Origin of the sequence: Streptomyces sp. NBC_00075, from assembly GCF_045041225.1 — a bacterium.
GTDB classification, from domain to species: domain Bacteria; phylum Actinomycetota; class Actinomycetes; order Streptomycetales; family Streptomycetaceae; genus Streptomyces; species Streptomyces adonidis.
The window spans coordinates 3,954,066-3,973,294 of sequence record NZ_CP108243.1 but is presented as its reverse complement, the minus strand read 5'-3'; the positions used below and the strand labels follow the sequence as shown (position 1 = coordinate 3,973,294).

The window sequence follows — 19,229 nt, the reverse complement described above, 5'->3', positions numbered from 1 at the left end:
TTTCGCGTGCCCGTAGTAGCCGTATGTCGAGGCTGCGTACGGCTGTTGTGCCCACTGTCGGCGCGGCCCTGCTGGTGGGTCTTCTGCCGGTGCAGGCGTTCGCCGTACCGCCCGACCCGGCCGCGGCCGAGCAGGGTCGCGAGGACACCCTCGAACTGGAGACGCTCGATCCGGAAGTGCCCATCGAGGGCGAGACCGAAGAGAAGCACCTGGAGACCCTCAAGGCCACGGTGCCCCCGAACCGGGAGCAGCCCCCGGCGAATACGACGACGACGCCCGTGGGCACAGGGAGCGTCAACTTCGACTCGACCGCGACCGCGACAACGGCCGCCGTCCGCACCGGCACAACCGCTCAGCAGGTGGCGGACCCGAAACCGGCAGGCCTTCTGCCCGTCAGTCTTGGCCAGGCTCCCGACCGGGCCGCCCCCACGGGCATCTGGGACGTCAGGGTCTACGACCGCACCGTAGCCGTCTCTCAGGGCATGGACGGCGCCGTCATAGGTGTCCAGGCACCGGCGACCGGATCCGTCCCGATCACCGTCAAGGTCGACTACGCGAAGTTCAAGAGCCTCTACGGCGCCGACTGGGCTTCCCGCCTCCAGTTCGTCCAGTTCCCCGAGTGCTACCTCGACACCCCCGAAGTCGAGGCGTGCCAGGAGTACGTGGAACTGGCGACGACGAACGACACGGAGACCGAGTCGGTGACAGCGGTCGTCGACACGGCGGCCGACGGCACGGTCACCCCGGCGTCGACGACATGGGAAACCACACCTGACGGCCCGTCAATAGTGCAGGTTTCCTACCGCGGTTCGCCCGCCACCGCGGGGACCGCCGTTGCTGCCTCCGGCGACCGGGCTGCTGTAGGAATGCGGGACTCCGGTGCGGGCAACGGCGGTTCGTTCAAGGCGACGCCCCTCGCCTCCAGTGGCAAGTGGGCGGCGGGCGGCTCCTCGGGCGCCTTCACCTGGTCGTACCCGCTGACGGTCCCAGCGGCGCCCGCGGGCCCGGCCCCGAACATCGCGCTCGGCTACAACTCCCAGACCGTCGACGGCCGTACGGCGGTCTCCTCACCCCAGGTGTCCTGGATCGGCGAGGGCTGGGACTACGATCCCGGACACATCGAGCGCCGCTACCGAAGCTGCCAGGACGACCGCAAGACACTCAAGGCGGGCACCCCCAACAACAAGGCCGCGAAGGACAAGACGTCCGACCTGTGCTGGGTGTCGTACAACGCCGTGATGTCGCTGGCGGGCAAGACCACCGAACTCGTACGCGACGCGCCCGCAGGCAGCAACCCCGAGACGGCCACCGAGATCTACCGCCCCATGCAGGACGACGGCACTCGGGTCGAGCACCGCGTCACAGCCGGCACGAACAGGGACGACAACGGCGAGTACTGGATCGTCACCACGACCGACGGCACGAAGTACTACTACGGCCTCAACGACGTGGGCGGTGGCCACGCCGACACCGACTCCGTCTCCACCGTCCCCGTCTTCGGAAACCACGACGGCGAACCCTGTTACAACGCCGCCTTCGCCAACTCCCGTTGCGGCGCGGGCAAGCAGCAGGCCTGGCGCTGGGGCCTGGACAAGGTCGTCGACGTCCACGGCAACGCGCTGGTCGTCAGCTGGAAGCAGGAGAAGAACCACTACGCCGTGAAGAAGAAGTCCACGGCGCCGGAGCAGTACGACCGCTTCGCCTACCCGACGACCATCGAGTACGGCATGCGCGCGGACCTGACGAAGCCGTCGGCGAGGGTCAGGTTCGGAGTCGAGCAGCGCTGCCTGGAGTCGGCGGCGGCATGTGATGACGACAACTTCGCCAAGACCGACGACCCGGGCGCGTACCGCCTCTGGTGGGACACCCCCGGCAACCTCAACTGCAAGTCGACGTCGAAGCTGTGCCCCTCCTTCCCGTCCTTCTGGTCGCAGATGCGCCTGGACACGGTCACGACGGAGGCGGCCCGGGCGGGCCGGACAGGTTTGGGCAAGGTCGACACGTACACCCTCAACCAGTCCTTCCCCAAGGACTGGTACGACACGGCCCCCAGCCTCTGGCTGAACTCGATCACCCGCCGCGGCTTCGCACCCGGCGACAACGTCGGCACCCTCCAGCACACGGACGGCGTCAGCTTCGCCGAGTACAAGGTCGGTTCGGATTCACCGCTGAGGGCACGCCTGCGCGACAAACAACTCCCGAACCTGGTCCGTACCGGCGCGAGCGATCAGCGTCCCGGCTTCACCCGCCCCCGCATCGGCACGGTGTCGACGGAGAGCGGCGGTGACATCGAGGTCGAGTACACGGGCGGCTGCGCGACCGCCCCGGCCACGGACAACGGCCGCAGCAACGGCACGTGTTACCCGGTCCGCTGGTCCCCGGACGGTGATGACGAGACCCCCGCGAAGGCGTGGTTCAACAAGTACGTCGTCGAGTCCGTCACGGAACGGGACAAGGTCACTTCGCACGGCCAGGACATCAAGACGGTCTACACGTATGTCGGCCCGGCCTGGTCCAAGAGCGACGACGAGTTCACCCGGCCGTCCCTGCGCACGTTCAGCGACTGGCGCGGCTACCGCGAGGTGGCGGTGACGAAGGGCAGCAGCGTCGCTCCCGGGAACGGTGTCCTACAGGCCCAGTCGTACTCCAAGACCCGCTATTTCCTGGGGGTTGGGGGCCAGGTCAAGGACTCCAAGGAAGAGCTCACCCTGCTCGCGGACGACGACCGGCAGTACGCGGGCATGACGGCGGAGACGATCACTTACCTGGACTCCGGCGGAAAGGTCCAGAACCGCACCCTGAACTTCCCCTGGTCGAAGCAGACCGCGTCCCGTCCGAGGGAGGCGGAGGACGCCACGGACATGGAGCCGCTGCTGGCCCACCGCAGCGGAGTCAGGCGTACGGACGCCATCCAGACCGTCGACACAAGCTGGCGAGCGGTCCGCACCCTCACGACGGTCGACGATACGTACGGCCTGCCGGTCCAGGTGGAGACGGCGGTGGTCAGGCCGAACGGCACCGCCGAGACCCTCTCCGACCAGACGTGCACGGTGACGACGTACGTTCACAACCCCTCGGCATGGCTGATCGGCCTGCCCAAGTCGCAGCGCAGCACGGGTACTTCGTGCGCGGGGTACGCGACGGCGGACCCGGCGACCAAGCTCATCAAGTCGGTGCGCAACAGCTACGACGGGAGTACGGGCGACACCGAGATCCCGTCGAGGGGCCTGGTGACGACCGTCACCGGCGTCGACGGCGCCGGAACGTCGGACGTGGTCGCCGCGAGGACGACGTACGACGCGCTGGGCCGCATCCTGACGGTCACGAAGCCGGCGGCGGGCACGACGAGGACGGAGTACACACCATCGGCTGACGATGGCGGCGGTCCGGTCACCGAAGTGCGGACGATCAACGCCAAGGGCCACATCGTCAGGACGACCTTCGACCCTGGCCGGAGCCTGGCCCTGACGGTCACCGACGCCAACAACCGCGTCACGCGCAGCGAGTACGACGCCCTCGGCCGCCTGGTGCAGGGCTGGTCCCCGTCCCGCTCGTCGGGCGGCAAGCCGGACGTGGTGATCGACTACCAGTCGGCGATAGCGACGAAGAGCGTGACCCGCCCCGCCGCCGTCACCACCAGCACGCTCAAGGACGACGGCACCTACAGCAGACAAGTCACTCTCTACGACGGCCTGTTGCGCCAAGTGCAGACCCAGGCGGAGGCGCACGGCCCCGGCCGCATCGTCACCGACACGACGTACGACGACCACGGCCTGGTCGACGAGCAGAAGGGCGCTTATCTCGCGAAGGGCGAGCCGACGACGGCGCTCTTCAAGCCCAGATCCGAGACGCTGATCCCGAGCAAGCTCAAGTTCCGCTACGACGGCCTCGAACGCCCGTACCGAGAGTCGACGTATCACGCGGGCGAGTACAAGTACGCGACGTACACGACCTACAGCGACACGAGCACGTACGTGAACCCGGCCGGCTCCACCGTCCCCCGGACGCGCACGTACACGGATGCCCTCGGCCGCGTCACCTCGATCCGTCACTACAAGGACGCGGCCAGCACGGACGCGGGCCGCACGACGACGTACACCTACGACGCCCGCGGCTACCGCACCGAGGTGAAGGACCCGGCGGGCAACACCTGGACGTACGTGTACGACGCCCGGGGCCGGGTGAAGTCGACCACCGACCCGGACGTCGGCAAGACGGACACCTGGTACGACGACGCGGACCGCCCGAACAAGGTGACGGACGCGAAGGGCCGGACGACCTTCACGCAGTACGACGACCTCGGCCGGGTCACCTACGTCCGCGAGGGCTCGTCAACCGCCGACCCGGTGAAGTCGTTCTCGTACGACAGCCTGCCGGGCGCGCTGGGTCAGCCGGTCGCGTCGGTCCGGCACACGTCGGAGGGCGATTACACGAACGAGGTCACGGGCTACGACACGGACTACCGCCCGACGGGTACGAAGACCAAGATCGCGGCGGCCGGCCCGATGACCGCAGGACTCTCGGGCACGTACGAGTACGCGTACACGTACACGCCCACCGGAAAGCCGCTGTCGGCCACGCTGCCGGCGATCGGCGGTCTGCCGAAGGAGAAGGTGGTCACCCGCTACAACAGCGACGGCCTGCCCGAATCGACATCGGGCGTGACCTGGTACACGGCGGACGTCACCTACTCCCCGTACGGCGAGCCCCTGCGCACGGTGTCCGGCGTACAGCCCTACCGCGTCTGGACGACGAACTTCATCGACCCGTCCACGGGCCGCCTCCAGCGCACGGTCGCCGACCGCGAAACAGCCGACCCCCACCGCATCACGGACAGCTACTACTCCTACGACCAGTCCGGCATGATCACGTCCAACTCCCGCCAGCTGACGGACGGTTCGGCGACTCCGCCCTGGGACACGCAGTGCTTCACGTACGACGTGATGGGCGAGTTGGTGAACGCCTGGACGTCGAACATCACGCCCGTCGACGGCAAGAGCTGCAAGGCGTCGAACGGCACGACGTGGGGCTACCGCTCCGACTACGCGGCCTCTTCGGGCCCGGTGGCGGACGCCCCGGACACGCTGTCGGACACGGCGACGCCGGACGACTCCCTGAAGTCGACCTTGGCGGCGACGGCCCCCGACTCCACGACGGTCTCGACGGGCGCGACGGCATACCGCCAGTCGTTCACGTTCGACTGGCTGGGCAACCGGGCGACGCTGACGGAACACGACCCGGCGGACGCGGCGAAGAACGTCACCTTCACCTACGGATACGGCAACAGCGAGGGCAAGCAACCGCACACGCTGGGCTGGATCGGCACCAACCCGACGGGCCAGGGCAGCAGTTACCAGTACGACGCGGTGGGCAACACGACGGTCCGCGACCTGTCGGCGACGACGCAGAACCTGACGTGGACCCAGGAGAACAAGCCGGCCACGATCACGGACGACGGCACGACAACGAAGTACGTCTACGACGCGAACGGCAACCGCCTCCTGGAGAACTCCCCGTCGGGCTCGACCCTGTACCTGGGCGAGACGGAGGTGACGACGGACGCGACGGGCACGATCGTCCGTGCCTCCCGTGCGTACGTCCACCCCGGCGCCCCGACGGTGGTCCGCTCGACGAGCAACGGCGCGACGACAGGTCACAAGCGCAACGTGATGCTGGCGGACCACCTGGGCACGGCGAACACGACGGTGGACGTGACGAGCACGACCCAGCCGGTGACGCGCCGAGCATTCAAGCCGTACGGCGAGGTGCGGGGGCCGAAGCCGACGAGCTGGCCGAACAAGCGGAGCTACCTGGGCGTCGGGATCGATGACGCTGGTACTGGGCTTACGCATATTGGGGCTCGGGAGTACGACCAGGGGGCGGGGCGGTTCCTGTCGGCGGATCCGATTATTGATATCTCGGATCCGTTGCAGGTTAACGGGTATACGTACAGCCGTAACAGTCCAATTACCCGAAGTGACCCATCGGGACTACTTGACCTTGCTAAGGAAGAATCTCAAGCCGCGAAACAGCGTCAGAAGCAGCGTGCCCAATACGTAAAAGAGAAGTACACGAAAGCGCATGACACTGCGATCGTCATGTACATGGCTTGGTTGCGTGCCGTGCAGCCCAAGGGGGGCGGCGAGGTGACGGTTGACCTTCAGCAAACGATGGGTTATCGCGATTCCGAAAACTATATCCGCAACATTCCAGGGAAGAAGAAGGGGGGATGGGCTGACCTTCTCTATTGGACTGACGATACTGTCTACGTGTGGGATGTGAAGCACTTCGGAGGGAAGGCGGAAATTGACGGCGGTGCGGAGGTGGCGGCTTATGTGAAAAGCCTTCAAGCGCAGTTGGATGGTAAGGGCGGCAAGAAGGTTACAGTGAAGAGTGGATTCAGTATGTGGCCGCTAAAGGGGCCGAACCTCTTTAAGGCGGGCGAATGGGTTGATGCCTTTTCCTCTGTGAAGAGTGATGGAGTGATTGGCTATAGAACCAAGAATATGAATCAGGACAAGGGGCGGGATCCGAACGTCCCCGTTGGTTCTCCTGTTCCGGAGAAGGACCCTTGGTACAAGAAGGTCTCGGAAGGGGCGAAGGAGTGGTGGCATGTGAACGTCGAGAATCACGACTGGTCTCAAAGCCCGTGGGGGTCGAGTGACTCTTCCGTGATTCCCGGGCTGGCACCTCTGCTAGCCTACTGATCTCACCCTGAGCGGAGGTTGGTTTCCGGTGAATGTCTCGTTGTTCCCTCTGTCTACAGAGGAAGTGCTATCCGGGTTCGACTGGGTTATTTCTCGATTTCAAGACCTGGAATCTGATGCGTCCGAGGTGATCTGCGATCTCGGTGAGGATGGCGGGGTCGTCGAGAGTTTCTTTGCGCGAATCGGAGCGAGTGATGTTGCGGCACTTGCTGTTTCAGGCGGGGCTCTACTTGGGGACGATGATTTTGGCACGGCCTGTACATTTCTGACGGCAGGGCAGGTGAAAGAGGTGAATGAATTCCTCTCCTCTATCAGTGTACGGGAGGTCATGGGCGTGGCTCCGGATGTATTGAATGGCGTCATTCGGGGCGGAATCCCTGATGGCTATTTGGATGATTTGGAAACTTCTCTGATCGACTTTTGGAAAGTTTACGAGTTGGCGGCTCGTGGTGATATGTGCGTTGCTCAGATTTGTGAGGGGTGAATTTTAATATTGTACGGTGTGCGGGTTGTGTCCACAGGAATGGTGAGCCTTGAAGAGTCAGGGCATCCAGGGCTCACCATTTGTATTCTGTCCTCTGGTGAGGCGACTCGCGGCTAGGTTGATCAGCCGTGCAGGTCTGGCTCCTGAGGGTCCGTGGTGTTCTCTTCAGCGGCCTGGCTTTCCAGAGCGGCGAGGTTCTCGTAAGCCGGTGCGGGCAAGCGTGCGCGCCGGCTCACCGCGATCCGATGTGTGTTTGCAAGGGTCTCGCTCAACTGGACTGCCAGTAGGTGAAGTTCACCGGGAGTCCAAGCTCGTTCGGCAAGGAACTGGTGCGCTTGCTTGATGAGGTCACTGGAGATCTCTAGTTGGGCCGCCTCCATGTCGTCGGCGAGACGTGATACGTATCCGGTCCCGCCGCCGACCAGATAGCACGGTTTCCCCTCGGGGCTGGCCCAAGGCAGTAGGCGTACCTGCTCTGTTGGGCTCACCACGCGCGTCCGCCCATGTCCTGGATCAGCACTGTCCTTGCAGAGCGCGACACCGTGATGGTGGCAGGAAGACGTGCGGCTGATACCCGCACGCCGCGGCTGAAGTGTCGGCAATATTGTCTGCGGTGATGGTCGGGACTAGGTCGCGACGGATGTAGCGGTGGCTGGAAGGTGCGGGCGATACCGTGCGGCATGTTGGTACTCCTCGACAGCTCTGTTGCGTCCCAGGACCGCCCATCGGTCACGGGTTGCTGACTGTGTGTCAGCCTGTCGATTGCCGAAGCCCGTAGGTTGCACCGAAGGGTGCAACCCCATGCCGTCACAACGTGTTAGATCCCGACCCACTCTGCGTACTGCGCGAGAGAACTGTTGCGGGTGCGCGCGCGCCGCTTGAGCGCTAGCACGGTCTCTCGCACTGTCGGGTGGTAGCGCGTCTGTTGCGGTGCGACTCGACGGGCGCGTTGCAGGCAGTCCAGAGCTTGTTCCGGGTGTTCCGCCCACGTGTGGGCACGGCCGAGGTCGATCCAGTGATGCCCGGCTCTGGAGCGGGTCCAGCCGCGTGGAATCCGTACATCCTCGGCGAGTTCGACAGCGCGCACGAAGTCGTCCATTTCAGAGGCGATGGCCACAGCGTGCACACCGACGTTCACCGGTCCCCAAGTCACGCCGAAGTCGGGCAGCTCTCCCGTGGTCCGCGCGAGAGTACGAGCCTCAGCCAGACGGACGTCCGCATGTTCCCGGTCCTTCATCCGACCTGCGATCACCGCAGCCCTAAGATGCATCACGCCCCGCATGGCCTCAATTCCCGTTGGCCGGCGAGCGTCCTGGCCGTCGAGGTCTCTGAGCGCCCTGTCGATCACACGGATGCCTACGTCGTACCGGCCGGACGCCATCGTCGTCTGGGCCCGAAGGTAGGCGTGCATTGCGGCCAGGCCCGGCTCGTCGGCGAGTGGTGCCGTCCAGGCCAACCGATCCAGTGCGACAGTGGCGAGATCGATGTAGCCGAAGTTCCACGCAACCGTGAACACGCACCGGAATGTCCCCGCCAGACACTCGTAAGCCAACCGCTGCTCCTCGCCAGAGCGTGCGTGTACGGCCTGCACCGACTCGTCGATCAGGCCGGGCAAGTCCCGCACCATGTCCGTGTACTGCGCCTGGCGACGCTGGACGAGGGCCTGCTGTACGTCGGCACGGATGAGCGCGACAGGACGTGGCGCCGTCTCCCAGTCCAACGCGACATCCCAGTTCTCCAACCCCTCACGGATCGGCTGTATCAACGCGTCCATGCGATCGCGGCGCAACTCCTCCGCGTACGGCTGGCCCAGCAGGTCGGACGTGGAAACGCCCAGCGCGCGAGCGCAGGCGGCGACGAGGGCGGGGGAGGCGGGCTTCTGCCCGCACTCCACCTTCGACAGAAGCGACTTGGAGATGCAGGCGCGCATCGCCAGCCCCTGCTGTGTCAGCCCTCGCTGCTTGCGGATGCGGGCGATACGCGACCCTGTGTGCTCCTCGATGCTCTGCGGCGACACGGCGAACTCCGTTCTGCGGCAACACTCAGACGGTACCCCCGGCCGACAGTCCCGGATCGGGCAAACGGTGATCACCCAGCGACTCCCGGACCCCGGTGACTGACGTCGAACGCCGGTCACCGGGCCCGTCATCTGGTCGAGTTCCCCCTACTGCGGAAACACCGCCCGAACCCCCACCTCACTCGCAGCCCCCACCGTCACACCACTGGCCCCCGCCGACCGAAGCAGCACGGTCCCGCTCCCGTTCTGCCCCGAGACCAGAAGATCCGCGTCACCATCCCGGTCGATGTCGCGAAGCCGGACGCCGAGGCCGAACATCTGGTACTGCGCGGCGTTCCCCGGCACTCCCGCCGTAGCCCGCGTGAACCACTTGGAACCGGCCCCGGTCAGGCCGTTCCTGCTGCCGCGCAGGACGTGGACGCCGCCCGCGTTCGCGACCGAGCCGACCTTCTCCGACGAGGCGCTGACCGCGAGGTCCGGATAACCGTCGCGGTTGGTGTCGCCGGCGGAGAGGGAGTAGCCGAAGGCGTCGCCCTGCGTGGGGTTCGTGGCGACGCCCGAAGTCGCCTGTGTCAGGCGGGAGTACGTGCTCACCGGGCCGGTGCCGCTCCCGCGCAGGATGACGACCGAACCGGCGCTCTCGCTGTGCGGGACGTCGCTCACCGCGAGGTCGCCGTAGCCGTTCTTGTCGAAGTCGGCGATGACACCCGTCGGGCCGTAGTCGGGCTGCGCGTTGTTGTACGTCGTCAGCCTGCCCGACGTGATCGTGGCACCGCCGCGCAGGAACCAGGCGGCCTGGGTCATCTTGTCGCCCTTGTACCCCTGGCCGAGGACGTAGAGGTCCGTGGCGCTGTCCTTCGTGACCCGTCCGGCGACGAGCGCGGTGGTCTCGCCCAGGTCCCGGTGGTCGTGCTTGGTGACCCTGCCCGTCGTACCGGCCGGGCCGATCCCGCCACGGTAGATGTAGACCGTCCCCACCCCGTCGGCGACGGCCAGGTCCGGCTTGCCGTCGCCGTTGAAGTCGCCGGTCGCGAGCGCGGTGCCGAAGCCGTAGTAGGCGTTGGCCGTGACGGGGATACGGGTCGCCTTGGCGCCCAGGCCGGCCTTGGCGCCCCACAGGACGGTGACCGCGCCGGCCGCGACCTTGCCGCTCACCCTCTCGGACCGGTCGCCGACGACCAGATCGGCGTACCCGTCCCGGTTGAGGTCGGCGTTCGCGAGAGAGCCGCCGAATCCGTCGGCGTACCCTCCGGCGTCCCCGGACGTGCCCGGGATGCCCGCGCTGTTCTGCGTGAACCTCTTGCTCTTCGTACCGGGACCTGTTGCGGTCCCGTAGGTCACGGTGACGGAGTCGCCTCCGTCCCCGAACGCGTAGTCGCGGAAGCCGTCGCCGTTGTAGTCGTCGGCGTACTTGGCCTGGGTGGCCGCGGTCACGGTGCCCGCCGACAGGGTGAGCAGCCCGCCGGCCAGCGCGACGGAGGTCGCCGTCGCGAGGACCAGGCGACCGGTGGTGCGTATGGACATGTGTCTCCTGCGGTACGCGGGGCCTTGCGGCTGCCCGCGGTGGTCTGGTCGCTTCCGTCCGGGGCAGGGCCGTACGGCCCTGCCGCGCCGCGCGCGAACGGTGTCCGGGGTACCGGAGTCGGTCGCGTTCTTCGGGGCGGCGGAGCCGATCATGGGACGGGAAGCGCACACAAGACCTGTGAAAGGGGCGGAGGGTTGTAGGCCGTGGCCCAAAAGATGTGCGCGCCGGTCCGACGGTCTGTGGTCGTGCTCGGCAGGGGTCATTTCGACCGGCTCACCTGGCTCATCTGATCTCGGCACTGCCGCAGACAAAGGCCGTGTCCCGGAGAATCTCCGGCGTGATATGTACCCCCGTCAGGTGCTCCGCGAGGGCGAACGCCGCTTCCACGCCGAGGTAGTCCGCGGTGTCGGAGATCTCGTCCCCGAACTGGAAGCCGCTGTGGTGCATGGCGTCCAGGAGTTCGTCAGGGGTCGTCCCCCATCGCTGGTCGGGGACCTCGGGCTCGAACGTCAGACGGTTGACCGTGTCCTCGGCCCAGAGGAATGTACTGACGCCGTTGATGTTCACGAAATGCGAGACCCAGCGCGTTCCGGCGGAGGCGGGCAGGGCGCGTTCCTCGGTGACCCCGAGGTAGCCGATGGGCTCGATCAGCAGGGTCCAGTCCCCGACGGTGGTCATGGCGATGAGCTGCCGGGCGCTGTCCGGACGATCGAGGAGATCGAAGGCCGCCTCCACTATCGCCTCCGTCCCGGTGAGGGAGGGCTCGGCCTTGCCTCCGAGGCGGGCGAGAACCTCTGAGGGAGGCAGATCGCGCACCAGCGTGAAGCAGTACGCCTCCGCGAGGTCCGGGAAGAGGTCCTGGAACCATGTGTAGTCGGTAGCGGTCGCGGTCAGTCCCACCAGAACTCCCATTCGTGGCGCTTCATGAGTTCCTCGGGGTATGTCTCCCAGTCCATGGACGGGTCCACGTAGAACCAGTCCGGGCAGGTGACGTAGTGCTCGGCCGTCAGAACACGGGTTTGGTCGAGGTCCGTCGGCGGAGCGGCGACCGAGACGTGGAGACTTCTGTGTCCGAAGCCCACGACACGGACTCCGAACCGGTCCTCCCAGGAACGGAGTACCGCCGACAGCTCTTCCGCGGTGATGTGGTTGGCCGGTCCGAGCCAGTTGAGGGCAGCGGGGGCGTCGGCACCCCGGGAGACCTCCACCAGTGCCAGACACTGGGCCCGGCTGCTGCGGACCAGCGCGGTGGCGAGTTCCCCGGCGGGCAGGGCGACGTCCGCCACCACTGCGGCAGGCGCCGCCAGGCCCGGCCACTCCTCGAAGGGCGCCCACGCGTTCTTCGTCCACTCACGCCGGAGGTAGGAAGCGGCGTCGGCCCCCGCCGCGTAGACACCCCCCGCTCCTACGGGCTCGAACGAGTCGTCCGGGTACTCGAGCAGCAGCGGATACAGACCTGTCTCCGAGTGTCTGGAGTACAACCGCACCCACCAGTCGGCCGCGCCCCGGACCGGCCCATCGCTCAGCCACACGAAAGGATGCGGATCCTGGGACGGACCCACCAGGTGGCCGGGCGGCAGGTCGTCCAGCAGCCGTTCGTGATGGTCCTTGAGTGGTTGGGACATGAGGGGACCCTACGAGGCACCACTGACAATGCCCCCCGGAATTCCCCGGATCTACGCCCCGCCGAACCCGTCCCGAACAACTCCTCCCAAAGGCCGTCGCCTTACGCCACGATCACCCGAGTTCCGTTGAAGTTGGCGACGATCTCCAACTTCCCGCCCAGGGCCGCGACGTAGGCAGCGACAGTTCCCACCTCTGCGGATGATGTCGAGCCGCGCTCGATGGCCGACACCCGTTCCTGCCGCACGTGCATGCGGTCGGCCACTTCGCGCTGAGTGAGCCCGAGTTGGCGACGCATCTCCGCGAGCCGGTGTGCGCGTGCCTCGGCCACCATGCGCCGGGCACCCGCGGAGATCTCGTCGAGGTCCTCGGAGTCGAAGACCTCCTCCTTGACCTCGTCCCAGGAGTGGAAGCTGGTCATGTTTTACGCCTCCTTCTGCTGTCGCTGCTTCAGGTGAACGAGCCAGTCCGAGTACCGGGCTTCGGCCAAGGGGATGGAGCGGCGGTACCACTCGGTCCACCGGCCCGCCTTGTCGCCGGCCACGAGAAGGACCGCGCTGCGCTCCGGATCGAAGACGAACAGGATGCGGATCTCGCTGCTTCCGGCCGAGCCGGGGCGTAACTCCTTGAGGTTGTGCAGGGTGGAACCCTTGATCCGGTCGACCAGCGGGCGTCCGAGGTCAGGGCCTTCGTCGACGAGAGCCTGAATCGCCTGCCCTACGAGCTGCGCCGTGGCACGGTTGTCCTTGCGAAGTTCGTGCAGCCAGTCGCGAACCTCCCCGGCCATTTCAAGATGCCAGGCCGTCGGCCCTCATCCAGTAGTACGCTTCCATACTAGTACCCTTGCGTACTGTCGGCCATCGGGCAGGGGATACGCCCTCGTGTCACCCGATCGTGGTGAACGCTCCCGAGGCCCCGCTCCCCGCTCGGGTACGCGTGATCGGCGAAGCACCTGAACCGGCCCTCCGAATACGCTTGTCCGCCCATTCCCTCCAGAGCTACCGTGCCGGACCGTGGACCTCTTCTCCCGCTCCTGGACAGCCCTGCTCACCACCGTCGCCGACCTCCCCGACGACGACTTCGAGCGTCCCTCCGGGTGTACCGGCTGGCTGGTCAGGGACCTCGTCTGCCACCTCGTCATCGATGCCCAGGACGTCCTGATCACCCTGGTCACGCCCACCCAAGCCGAGCCGACCGTCGACTCTGTCACCTACTGGGACGTCCGCACCGAACCCCCGACCGGCGACGACCCCCTCGACGCGCTCATCCCCCGGCTGGCCGCCGCCTACGGTGACCCGGCGCTCCTCAAGTTCCACCTCGACGACGTCGGTTCCGCCGCCGGCCGCGCCGCCCAACTCGCCGATCCCGCCGCCCGCGTCAGCACCCGCGACGAGGTGCTGACCGTCGGCGACTACCTCTCCGCGTACGTCCTCGAATGGACGCTTCACCATCTCGACCTGATCGCGCATCTCCCGTACGACGAGTCGCAGCTGCCGCCCACCGAGACCCTCGCCGCCGCGCGCGCCTCGCTGGAGGCGATCACCGGAACCCCGTTCCCCGCCTCCCTCTCCGACCGGGACGCCCTGCTGATCGGCACCGGACGCCGTGCCCCGACGGACGCCGAGACAGCCGCCCTCGGTGACCTCGCCGCGAAGCTCCCCCTCTTCCTCGGCTGAAGAGCCCCCAGCGCGTCCTCAACACCCGCCCACGCGCCGGGAACTCACCACCACGTCGTCCATCCGCACGTCGTACGACGACGGCGTCGGATCCCCCTGATACAACTGCCACCCCACCTTCAGCTCATCGAACGTCGGGAAGGTGAAGTCCGAGTCCTGCGCGCCCCCGTGATGGGTCGCGTCGACCGTCAGGTCCGACTGCTCGACCCCGTCGAAGTACACGGTGACCCGGTTGTCCGCGCCGTCGAGGTGGAATTCCACGCAACCCCAACCGCCCGCCACCGCCGGCGCCGACGTCTTCCACGACGTCCAGTCGCCCGTCGGGCCCAGATCGGAGCCGACGCCCCAGAAGTTGCCCTGGTCCGTGGGGGCGTACTGGCCGCCCAACGGGCGTACGAGGGTGGGGGAGTCGGAGCCGGAGGCCTCCGCGATCGTCCAGTGGGCCCAGTCGGGGGCCGTCGGGAACGCGTCCACGCGTAGCCGCAGACGGGCCCAGTAGCTGTTGCCGGGCACCGACGGGGTGGGGAAGACCACGAACGCGCGGCCATTGCCCTCCGTACGGATGCGGAGTTCGCGGCCCTTGCCGGTCGAAGTCGAAGTCGAAGTCGAACTCGGGACGACGGTCAGGGTGCTGCCGTCCGAGGCGTCCGTCGTCCAGCCTCGGCCTGCTGTGACCGGGCCGAGGGGGAGGTGGTCGAAGTTCTCCCGCGCGAACGTCGCGAATGTCGCGGACGTCGCGTGCGGAGCCGGGGTTGCCGAGGCTGTCGTGGGGGGTGTCGCGAGCAGCGTGGCCGTCGTGGCGGCTACAGCCGACAGTGCCGCGATCGATTTCCTCAGGTTGGTCATGTGCTCAGTCTGTAACCGAAGTTGACCAAGTTCCCAGCCCCGCGCCGGGGTTGTTGATCACACCCGCACGATGCCCACCGCGCCGCAGAATCCCACCACATGGATCGTGAACCCCTTGCCGGAGTCACCGGGTTCGACCGGGTCCGCCCCCGTCTCCCCGATGTGCGTCAGCACCGCCCCCGACATGTGCACCCGCACAGCCCGGTCCTTCGGGACCGTCACCTGCACATGGCCCCCGATCGCCGTGAGCCGTACGGTCGTCTCGTCGTCGGGCGATGCCTGGGTCAGGTCGGCGCGCAGGTCGCCCAGTACCGCGCGGACGGTGACGGTCCCGCGCGCCCCCTTCGGCAAGATGACCCGGCCGGTCGTCAGGAACCGGCTCCAACTGGTCGTCCGTACATCGTGCGAGGCCGCCAGCGCGAGCCCGGCGCCGGCGATCACGAGTACGCCGGGCAGGCCGATGTCCTCCACCTCCTGCGGGCCGACACTGTCGGACATCGCCAGCCCGACCAGGGCCACGGCACCGAGGACGAGCGGGCCGATGTACGAACCCGTCGGCATCGCCGAGCGGAGCAGGTTGAGTACGGCGACCGTCAGGAGGATCCACGGCCACCAGTGGGCGCCGAACGCCAGCGCCTCGCCCACCCGCCGGGCCGCGTCCCCGGCGACGAAACAGCCCACCGCGAGCAGGACGAGCCCGACCCACACCCGAAACCGTGCCGCCCGGTTCTCGACGCCGTCCACCATCGCCCGTCCACTCTCGTCCGACTTCCGCCGCAATCGTAGTGACCAGTTGTGAGGCTCCTGTGGGCAGGGCTCAAACGTCCGGTGGCCATAACGCCAGGTGGCCATGCCTCTGTCGATACAGAGGCATGGCCACCGAAGGACAACCGGAGTCCCGGAAAGATCAGAAGCGGCGCGTGATCAGCGCCCTCTTCACTTCCTGGATCGCCTTCGTGACCTCGATGCCTCGCGGGCACGCGTCCGTGCAGTTGAAGGTGGTGCGGCAGCGCCACACACCATCACGGTCGTTCAGGATCTCCAGCCGCTGCTCACCCGCCTCGTCACGGCTGTCGAAGATGAACCGGTGCGCGTTGACGATCGCCGCCGGGCCGAAGTACTGGCCGTCGTTCCAGAACACCGGGCACGACGACGTGCACGCCGCGCACAGGATGCACTTGGTCGTGTCGTCGAACCGCTCCCGGTCCTCCGCCGTCTGGAAGCGCTCGCGCGTCGGCTCGTTGGTGTCCTTCGTGATGAGGAAGGGCATCACGTCGCGGTACGCCTGGAAGAACGGCTCCATGTCGACGACCAGGTCCTTCAGGACCGTGAGGCCCTTGATGGGCTCGACCGTGATCGGCTTGGCGGGGTTGATGTCCTTGATCAGGGTCTTGCAGGCAAGGCGGTTCTTGCCGTTGATCCGCATGGCGTCCGAGCCGCAGATGCCGTGCGCGCAGGAGCGACGGAACGTCAGCGAACCGTCCTGGTCCCACTTGATCTTGTGGAGGGCGTCGAGGACGCGTTCCTTCGGGTCGATCTCCAGCTGGAAGTCTTCCCAGACCGCCTCGGCCGCCAGCTCCGGGTTGAAGCGGCGGATGCGGAAGGTGACCGTGATGTACGGGGAGTCGGCGAAGCCGGGCTCGGGCTCGCCGGCCGCGTCCGCCTTGTCCAGAACAGGGGTTGCCATCAGTACTTACGCTCCATCGGCTGGTAGCGGGTCTGCACGACCGGCTTGTAGTCGAGACGGATGGACTCGGTGCCGTTGTCGCCGACTTCGCGGTACGCCATGGTGTGGCGCATGAAGTTGACGTCGTCGCGGTTCGGGTAGTCCTCGCGGTAGTGACCGCCGCGCGACTCCTTGCGGGCCAGGGCCGACACCGCCATGACCTCGGCGAGGTCGAGCAGGTTGCCCAGCTCGATGGCCTCAAGGAGGTCCGTGTTGAACCGCTTGCCCTTGTCCTGGATCGACACGTTCCGGTAGCGCTCGCGGAGTTCCGCGATCTTCTCCACCGCCGTCTTGATCGTCTGCTCGGTACGGAACACCATGACGTTCGCGTCCATGGTCTCCTGGAGTTCCAGGCGCAGCGCGGCGACCCGCTCCGTGCCCGTGGACTCGCGCAGGTGCTCCACCTGGGAGACCACCAACTCCGCCGGGTTCTCGGGAAGTTCGACGAAGTCGGCCTTCTGGCTGTACTCCGCCGCCGCGATCCCGGCCCGCTTCCCGAACACGTTGATGTCCAGGAGGCTGTTCGTGCCCAGGCGGTTGGCGCCGTGCACCGATACGCACGCGACCTCGCCGGCCGCGTACAGCCCGGGGACGACGGTCGTGTTGTCGCTCAGCACCTCACCCTCGACGTTCGTCGGGATGCCGCCCATCGCGTAGTGCGCGGTGGGCTGGATCGGGATCGGGTCCGTGTACGGCTCGATGCCCAGGTAGGTGCGGGCGAACTCGGTGATGTCCGGGAGCTTGGCGTCCAGCTGCTCCGGCGGGAGGTGGGTGAGGTCGAGGTAGACGTGGTCGCCCTCGGGGCCACAGCCGCGACCCTCACGGATCTCCGTGTAGATGGACCGCGAGACGACGTCACGCGACGCCAGGTCCTTCATCACCGGCGCGTACTTCTCCATGAAGCGCTCGCCGTCCTTGTTGCGGAGGATGCCGCCCTCACCACGGGCGCCCTCCGTCAGCAGGATGCCCATGCGCCAGATGCCGGTCGGGTGGAACTGGAAGAACTCCATGTCCTCCAGCGGCAGTCCGCGACGGTAGACCGCCGCCTGGCCGTCACCCGTCAGCGTGTGCGCGTTCGACGTCACCTTGAAGAACTTGCCGCAGCCGCCGGACGCGTAGATCACGGCCTTCGCCTGGAAGACGTGGATCTCGCCGGTCGCCAGTTCGTACGCGATGACGCCGGCCGACCGCTTCACACCGTCGACCTCGACGATCAGCTGGTCGAGGACGTAGAACTCGTTGAAGAACTCCACGCCCTCCTTCACGCAGTTCTGGTAGAGCGTCTGGAGGATCATGTGACCGGTGCGGTCGGCCGCGTAGCAGGAGCGGCGGACCGGGGCCTCGCCGTGGTTCCGGCTGTGACCGCCGAAGCGGCGCTGGTCGATCGTCCCGTCGGGCGTCCGGTTGAACGGCAGGCCCATCTTCTCCAGGTCGAGGACCGAGTCGATGGCCTCCTTCGCCAGGATCTCGGCGGCGTCCTGGTCGACCAGGTAGTCACCGCCCTTGATCGTGTCGAAGGTGTGCCACTCCCAGTTGTCCTCCTCCACGTTGGCGAGCGCGGCGGCCATACCGCCCTGCGCGGCGCCCGTGTGGGAGCGGGTCGGGTAGAGCTTCGTCAGTACGGCGGTACGGCTGCGCTTCGTCGACTCGATCGCGGCGCGCATACCGGCGCCGCCCGCGCCGACGATGACGGTGTCGTATTTGTGGATCTTCATCAGGATTTCCTCAGTCCCTCAGCACCGTGGCCTAGCGGATGTTCGGGTCGAAGGTGAAGATCACCAGCGTGCCCAGCAGGATCGTGAACACCGTGGCGGTGTAGAGCAGGCCCTTGAGCCACAGCCGGGTGTTCGCGCGCTCCGCGTAGTCGTTGATGACGGTGCGCAGGCCGTTGGCGCCGTGCAGCATCGCCAGCCACAGCATCAGCAGGTCCCAGACCTGCCAGAACGGGGAGGCCCAGCGGCCGGCCACGAAGGCGAAGCCGATCTTGGAGACACCGCCGTCCAGCACCAGCTGGATCAGGAGGTGGCCCAGGACCAGCACGACCAGGACGATGCCGGACAGCCGCATGAACAGCCAGCCGTACATCTCGAAGTTGCCCCGGGTGGACTTGGGGGTCTTCTTCGTGCGCTTGCGCGGGGCCTCGATCAGGGGCGCCGGGTTGTCGACGCCGTAGCCCGAGAACGCGCCCGCGCCCTCGACGGGGCCGATGCCCGAGGCGGTGGATTCAGTCGTCGCCATGTGCGTCAGCTCCCGAACAGTTCACGAGCGGCGTGGCCGAGGACGGGGTAGATCGCCCCGATCATCAGCACGACCCACAGGCCGACGACGGTCCACAGCATCTGCTTCTGGTAGCGCGGGCCCTTCGACCAGAAGTCGACGGCGATGACGCGGAGACCGTTGAGCGCGTGGAAGAGGATTGCGGCGACGAGGCCGTACTCCAGCACGGCGACGATCGGCGTCTTGTACGTGGCCACGACCTTGTCGTAGGCCTCGGGGGAGACACGGACGAGAGCGGTGTCCAGGACGTGTACGAACAGGAAGAAGAAGATGAGGACGCCGGTGACTCGATGAGCCACCCAGGACCACATTCCTTCCCGGCCGCGGTACAGCGTTCCAGCCGGCACG

15 protein-coding genes are annotated in these 19,229 nt (G+C 66.9%); 3 read left to right on the top strand and 12 right to left on the bottom strand.

Features of this window, described 5'->3' with window-relative positions; translation table 11 throughout:
* Positions 1–23: 23 nt before the first annotated feature.
* Together OG787_RS16965 and OG787_RS16960 are read left to right on the top strand one after the other, a co-directional pair.
* Positions 24–6,707 (top strand): RHS repeat domain-containing protein, encoded by a 6,684-nt coding sequence (locus tag OG787_RS16965; RefSeq protein WP_405535652.1) that lies wholly within the window; start codon positions 24–26, stop codon positions 6,705–6,707.
* Positions 6,708–6,735: 28 nt separating this feature from the next.
* Positions 6,736–7,191 (top strand): hypothetical protein, encoded by a 456-nt coding sequence (locus OG787_RS16960; RefSeq protein ID WP_405535651.1) that lies wholly within the window; start codon positions 6,736–6,738, stop codon positions 7,189–7,191.
* An 817-nt stretch (positions 7,192–8,008) separates the two neighbouring features.
* Here OG787_RS16960 and OG787_RS16955 read toward each other — a convergent pair.
* The 6 genes from OG787_RS16955 to OG787_RS16930 all read right to left on the bottom strand — a co-directional run bounded on the left by OG787_RS16955 (position 8,009) and on the right by OG787_RS16930 (position 13,143).
* Positions 8,009–9,208, bottom strand: a complete 1,200-nt coding sequence (locus OG787_RS16955) for a helix-turn-helix domain-containing protein (protein ID WP_405535650.1) — start codon at positions 9,206–9,208, stop codon at positions 8,009–8,011.
* Between the two features lie 147 nt (positions 9,209–9,355).
* The gene (locus OG787_RS16950) at positions 9,356–10,732 is read right to left on the bottom strand and encodes an FG-GAP and VCBS repeat-containing protein (RefSeq protein ID WP_405535649.1); all 1,377 of its coding nucleotides are present in this window, start codon (positions 10,730–10,732) and stop codon (positions 9,356–9,358) included.
* Between the two features lie 283 nt (positions 10,733–11,015).
* The gene (locus tag OG787_RS16945; RefSeq protein ID WP_405535648.1) at positions 11,016–11,633 is read right to left on the bottom strand and encodes a DUF6461 domain-containing protein; all 618 of its coding nucleotides are present in this window, start codon (positions 11,631–11,633) and stop codon (positions 11,016–11,018) included.
* Complete coding sequence (locus OG787_RS16940; protein ID WP_405535647.1) at positions 11,624–12,358, bottom strand: DUF4253 domain-containing protein; 735 nt, start codon at positions 12,356–12,358, stop codon at positions 11,624–11,626. The genes OG787_RS16945 and OG787_RS16940 overlap by 10 nt, the downstream gene beginning before the upstream one ends.
* Before the next feature lie 101 nt (positions 12,359–12,459).
* Positions 12,460–12,777 carry a helix-turn-helix domain-containing protein gene (locus OG787_RS16935; protein ID WP_405535646.1) on the bottom strand — a complete coding sequence of 106 codons (318 nt, stop codon included), beginning with the start codon at positions 12,775–12,777 and terminating at the stop codon, positions 12,460–12,462.
* Between the two features lie 3 nt (positions 12,778–12,780).
* Positions 12,781–13,143, bottom strand: a complete 363-nt coding sequence (locus OG787_RS16930; protein WP_405535645.1) for a type II toxin-antitoxin system RelE/ParE family toxin — start codon at positions 13,141–13,143, stop codon at positions 12,781–12,783.
* A gap of 226 nt (positions 13,144–13,369) precedes the next feature.
* Between OG787_RS16930 and OG787_RS16925 the strand changes: the two genes are divergently transcribed.
* On the top strand, positions 13,370–14,032 hold the full coding sequence (locus OG787_RS16925; protein ID WP_405535644.1) for a maleylpyruvate isomerase N-terminal domain-containing protein: 663 nt from the start codon (positions 13,370–13,372) through the stop codon (positions 14,030–14,032).
* Between the two features lie 18 nt (positions 14,033–14,050).
* Here OG787_RS16925 and OG787_RS16920 read toward each other — a convergent pair whose 3' ends face one another.
* The 6 genes from OG787_RS16920 to sdhC all read right to left on the bottom strand — a co-directional run bounded on the left by OG787_RS16920 (position 14,051) and on the right by sdhC (position 19,228).
* Positions 14,051–14,878 carry a hypothetical protein gene (locus OG787_RS16920; protein ID WP_405535643.1) on the bottom strand — a complete coding sequence of 276 codons (828 nt, stop codon included), beginning with the start codon at positions 14,876–14,878 and terminating at the stop codon, positions 14,051–14,053.
* A 57-nt stretch (positions 14,879–14,935) separates the two neighbouring features.
* Positions 14,936–15,625, bottom strand: coding sequence for a hypothetical protein (locus OG787_RS16915; protein WP_369036577.1), 690 nt, complete (start codon positions 15,623–15,625; stop codon positions 14,936–14,938).
* 160 nt (positions 15,626–15,785) lie between these two features.
* Positions 15,786–16,565 carry a succinate dehydrogenase iron-sulfur subunit gene (locus OG787_RS16910; RefSeq protein WP_319092408.1) on the bottom strand — a complete coding sequence of 260 codons (780 nt, stop codon included), beginning with the start codon at positions 16,563–16,565 and terminating at the stop codon, positions 15,786–15,788.
* Positions 16,565–18,319 (bottom strand): succinate dehydrogenase flavoprotein subunit, encoded by a 1,755-nt coding sequence (sdhA, locus tag OG787_RS16905; protein ID WP_405535642.1) that lies wholly within the window; start codon positions 18,317–18,319, stop codon positions 16,565–16,567. Before sdhA ends, OG787_RS16910 begins: the two co-directional genes overlap by 1 nt.
* 31 nt (positions 18,320–18,350) lie before the next feature.
* Complete coding sequence (locus OG787_RS16900; protein WP_235475348.1) at positions 18,351–18,842, bottom strand: succinate dehydrogenase hydrophobic membrane anchor subunit; 492 nt, start codon at positions 18,840–18,842, stop codon at positions 18,351–18,353.
* Positions 18,843–18,847: 5 nt separating this feature from the next.
* Entirely contained in the window at positions 18,848–19,228 is a 381-nt protein-coding gene (sdhC, locus tag OG787_RS16895) for a succinate dehydrogenase, cytochrome b556 subunit (RefSeq protein WP_105973587.1), read from the bottom strand.
* Position 19,229 lies beyond the last annotated feature (1 nt).